The 4,526-nt window shown below is 55.7% G+C and carries 5 protein-coding genes; 4 read left to right on the top strand and 1 reads right to left on the bottom strand.

From position 1 onward, the window contains the following. Positions 1–335: hypothetical protein (locus R6U41_RS12665; protein ID WP_410270203.1), on the bottom strand; the 335-nt coding region annotated here is incomplete at its 3' end. Positions 336–532: 197 nt separating this feature from the next. Here R6U41_RS12665 and R6U41_RS12660 point away from each other — a divergent pair. The 4 genes from R6U41_RS12660 to bioD form a co-directional block, all read left to right on the top strand. Then, positions 533–1,507: a biotin--[acetyl-CoA-carboxylase] ligase gene (locus R6U41_RS12660; protein ID WP_410270202.1), complete on the top strand. Its 975-nt coding sequence runs from the start codon at positions 533–535 to the stop codon at positions 1,505–1,507. Next, positions 1,500–2,783 (top strand): adenosylmethionine--8-amino-7-oxononanoate transaminase, encoded by a 1,284-nt coding sequence (gene bioA / locus R6U41_RS12655; protein WP_410270201.1) that lies wholly within the window; start codon positions 1,500–1,502, stop codon positions 2,781–2,783. Before R6U41_RS12660 ends, bioA begins: the two co-directional genes overlap by 8 nt. 13 nt (positions 2,784–2,796) lie before the next feature. Beyond that, a complete protein-coding gene (gene bioF, locus R6U41_RS12650) occupies positions 2,797–3,975 on the top strand; it encodes an 8-amino-7-oxononanoate synthase (RefSeq protein WP_410270200.1) in 1,179 nt (392 codons plus the stop codon). Continuing rightward, the coding region (bioD, locus tag R6U41_RS12645; protein ID WP_410270199.1) for a dethiobiotin synthase at positions 3,972–4,526 on the top strand (555 nt) is incomplete at its 3' end. The genes bioF and bioD, both read left to right, overlap by 4 nt.

Here is a 4,526-nt window from a genome sequence, read left to right as displayed (position 1 = left end):
CTTGAAATAAAGCAACTGGCCCAGAGCCCGATTTGCAATGCCAGGGCAATAAAGGCAACGCTGGCAATCAGGGTCCCGGCACCCGCCGGCAGTTCCAGCAGAAATGACACCGGGTAAAGGGCGGCCAAAAACAGTGTATAAGACTTGGTTTGTCCGGCAATTTCTGCAAACAGTGCACCCAGGCCCGTGCCGGGTCTTTGGTCCCGGGGACCGGCACGGCGGGCTATGATTTTGCGAAGCAGAAGCACGCAGCCGGTGAGCACAAAAATAACTGCCAGTGCAGAAATCCACTGTCTGATATCATTGCCAAGCAACTGGCCCCGGAAAAAAGACATATTCTTCTCCTTAAAATCAAAAATAAATATATACATGCATATGAGGCATGTAAACCCGGAGCTGGCGGAGAAGATATGTAATGGATCGGGCTGGCAACCTTTTCGGCAAACCGGAAAAGCAGGACAGCGCATGTTAATGTCAACCATTTTTATAAATTTGGTTGACATTAAATCGCATCCGGGATACCCATTTTGCCATGAAAGATGCGGTTCTCAAATCACTGAAACAAACGCGGGTCGTTTCAGGCCAAGCCCTGGCCTCGGAACTGGGTATCTCCCGGACTGGTGTCTGGAAATATGTCAATCAACTTCGCAGGGAGGGCTACCGGATTTCCTCGTCGCCCAGGCTTGGCTATACACTCGACAGTGTGCCTGACAGCCTTCTTGCCGCAGAAATTGAAGAAAATCTCCAAACCCGTATCCAGGGCCGAAAGATCATCTCCTGCAGGGAGATGCAATCAACCCAGGATCACGCCAAAAAACTGGCCATTCAGGGAAGCCCTGAAGGTACGATCGTTGTTGCGGAAACCCAGAGCGCGGGCCGCGGACGCCTGGGCCGGTCATGGGCATCACCGCCCGGAGGGCTGTATTTTTCGCTGATACTGCGTCCCGGCATCACGCTTGCCGGGGCCGCCGGGATTCCATTGGTGGCTGCCGTGGCCCTGGCCCGGGCAATACATCGGTACACTGCCGTCGCCCCCCGCTTGAAATGGCCCAATGACGTGCTGATCAAAAAACGGAAAACAGCGGGCATTCTCGTTGAAATGAGCGCGGAAATGGATCGCCTGGATTGGGTGATCATTGGTATTGGTGTGAATGTGGCTGCCGCATCCGTGCAATTGCCCCCTGAAATCCGCCGGACAAGCACTTCGCTGGCCATTGAATCAACCCGCACCGTGCAGCGGACGCAGTTGCTTGGCGATATTCTTTATGAACTCGAAGAGGCGCTTGATATGTTTCAAACACAGGGGTTCGAGCCGTTGCGGAAACAGTGGAAAGAAAAAAGCCATACCCTGGGAAAACACGTCACGGTTGTCGGCAGCAGGCAATCCATTGAAGGTAAGGCCGTGGATATCGACAGCAGCGGTGCGCTTGTCATGGAGTGCGCCGGCGGCATCCGTCAGCGGGTCACCAGCGGGGATCTGTTTTTCAAGGGAGGTGGCCATGGATAGGCGGCACCGGCTGGCGCAACAGGACCGTGATCATGTCTGGCATCCGTATGCATCCATTGCGGACCCGCCTTTGGCGACCATGATCGCGTCTGCTGACGGGGTCCGGCTTTATACAGCCGAAGGTCAGGCGCTTATTGACGGCATGTCTTCCTGGTGGGCGGCAATTCATGGGTATAACCACCCGGTTTTAAACAATGCCGCCCACGACCAGATCGACCGGATGAGCCATGTCATGTTCGGCGGCATCACCCATGAGCCGGCTGTGGCGCTCGCATCAATGCTCGTGGACCTCACCCCTGAACCGCTGCAGAAGGTCTTTTTTGCCGATTCAGGATCGGTAAGCGTGGAAGTGGCCATTAAGATGGCGCTTCAATACTGGCATGGCATGGGATGTCCTGGAAAAAACCGGTTTCTCACGGTTCGCAGCGGATACCACGGTGATACGTTCGGAGCAATGGCCCTGTGCGACCCGGTGACGGGTATGCACGAACATTTTACTTCCGTGCTGCAGCAGCATTATTTTGCCGAAAGTCCCGGGTGCCGGTTTGACGAACCCTGGGATGATGCGTATATCCAGGATTTCAAACAACTCATGGAAGCCCATCACCAGCAACTGGCTGCGGTGGTTCTCGAGCCCATCGTGCAGGGCGCCGGGGGTATGCGCTTTTATTCCCCGGAATATCTGCGTCAGGTGAAAATGCTCTGCGATGCCCATGACGTTTTGCTCGTGGCCGATGAAATCGCCACCGGATTTGGACGAACAGGCGAGCTCTTTGCCTGCAATTATGCGGGGATTTCGCCGGATATCATGTGCCTGGGCAAGGCCCTTACAGGCGGCTACATGACCCTGGCCGCCACCCTTGCCACAAACCGGGTAAGCCGGGGTATTTCGAAAAACGGCGGCGTGCTTATGCACGGCCCCACATTCATGGCAAATCCCCTGGCTTGCGCAGTGGCCGCAGCGAGCATTCGGCTCCTGCTCGACGGTCCCTGGCGGGAAAGCGTCCATCGCATTGAGCAAGGCCTTCTGTCCGGACTGGCCCCTTGCCGCGGTTTTTCAGGCGTGGCCGATGTCCGGGCACTGGGCGCCATTGGTGTTGTGGAAATGAAAACTCCGGTGGACCTTGCAGTCGTCCAGAAACAGTTCGTGAACCAAGGCGTCTGGATCCGTCCTTTTGGAAAATTGATTTATACAATGCCGCCTTACATCATCTCTGATGATGATCTGGATCTCCTGACCCGGGCCATTGTAAGGGTTGTCAAAAGTCTGCAATGAACAGGGGCCGGCAATGATAAGACGCACTACTGCCACATATTTTATGCAGGAAGAACTGGCCCGGCGCAAGCAGGAGAACCATTTGCGTTTTCTGGTTCCTGTCACGCCCTGCGACGGGGTCATGGTTGAACGAAACGGGCAGTCTTTAATAAATTTTTGTTCCAATGATTATCTTGGCCTGGCCCGCCACCCCTTGCTGCGGGAAAGGGCAAAGGCGTTTATGGATCGCTATGGGGCCGGAGCCACGGCGTCCAGGCTGGTGTGCGGCACCCTGCCCTGTGCAGAAGCGGTGGAAGAAAAACTCGCCCGGCTGAAGGGGGCCGAAGCAGCGCTGATTTTCAACTCCGGATTTCAGGCAAACCTGTCGCTTCTTCCGGCCCTGGCAGACAAAAAATCGCTGATTTTATCCGACCGGCTCAACCATCGGAGCATCATCGAAGGCGCCCGCCTCTGCCGCTGCGCCCTTGCGGTTTTTCGCCACAATGACCTGGCCCACCTTGAAGAGATATTGCACAAAAGCCGTTACCTGGACTACAGCCGCATCTTTATTGTCACTGAATCCATTTTCAGCATGGACGGAGACAGCAGTGACGTGAAGCATCTGGTTGAAATGGCACGAAATTACGGCGCGATTCTGGTTGTTGACGAAGCCCATGCCACAGGGGTTGCGGGAACGCGGGGCATGGGGCTGACAGCCGGGACCGCGGTGGATTGCTGCATGGGCACATTTGGCAAGGCTCTGGGGTCTTTTGGCGCTTACGGCACCTTTTCAAAAGTAATGCGGGATTATCTGGTCAATTGTTGTTCCGGATTTATTTACAGCACTGCGCTTCCGCCGTCGGTGATGGGTGCCGTGGATGCGGCCCTGGATCTGGTGCCTGAAATGGACCGGGAGCGCAAGCAGCTTATGGAAAAGGCCCGGGATATGAGAGCGGAACTGCATCGCATGGGCTGGGACACAGGTCCGTCAACAACACATATCATTCCGATTATCGTTGGCAACGAGGACGAAACGCTTGCCCTCGCCGGCCGGCTTGAAGATGCCGGCATTCTGGCCATGGCCATTCGGCCGCCCACGGTTGAAAAAGGACGCTCCCGGATTCGCATTGCCCTTACAGCGCTTCATACAGACCAACACCTCAACCGGCTTGTAGACGCCCTGGATCGATGGAAAAAGGACAAACGCAAATGACCCTGCGGCTGCCGAAACAGTTCTTCATTACCGGAACAGACACGGGAATCGGAAAAACCATGACAGCCGCCATCCTCATGGCGGGATTGAAAGGAACCTACTGGAAACCGGTTCAAAGCGGCGATGCGCAAGGATCTGATACCGGTTGGATCATGAGGCTCACCGGGCTTCCGCAGCGTCATTTTCACCCCGAGACCTATCGGCTTTCCCGGCCCCTGTCACCTCACGCCGCAGCCAGGGCCGACGGTGTTTGCATCGATCTTGAGGCCTTTGAGCTGCCTGAATGCACCGGCTCTCTCATTGTCGAAGGCGCCGGGGGCATAATGGTCCCCCTTAACGAAAACGCCATGATCACAGATCTGATAAAGCATCTTGACCTGCCTGTTTTGCTTGTCGCCAAAAGCGGCCTTGGAACCATCAACCACACCCTGCTGTCCCTGGAACAATTAAAGCGGCTGGAAATCGAGGTTGCCGGCATTGTGTTAAACGGAGAGGCCAACCCGGAGAACCGGGAGGCCATTGCTTACTATGGGAAAGTCCCGCTTCCGGCG

Source organism: Desulfosalsimonas sp., assembly GCF_046483245.1.
Taxonomy (GTDB): domain Bacteria; phylum Desulfobacterota; class Desulfobacteria; order Desulfobacterales; family Desulfosalsimonadaceae; genus Desulfosalsimonas.
This window is presented reverse-complemented; position numbering and strand designations above follow the sequence as displayed.

Excerpts from the sequence above, each read along its gene's own strand:
- R6U41_RS12660 (WP_410270202.1), top strand. The coding sequence starts at position 533 with ATGAAAGATGCGGTTCTCAAATCACTGAAACAAACGCGGGTCGTTTCA.
- bioA (WP_410270201.1), top strand. The coding sequence starts at position 1,500 with ATGGATAGGCGGCACCGGCTGGCGCAACAGGACCGTGATCATGTCTGG.
- bioF (WP_410270200.1), top strand. The coding sequence starts at position 2,797 with ATGATAAGACGCACTACTGCCACATATTTTATGCAGGAAGAACTGGCC.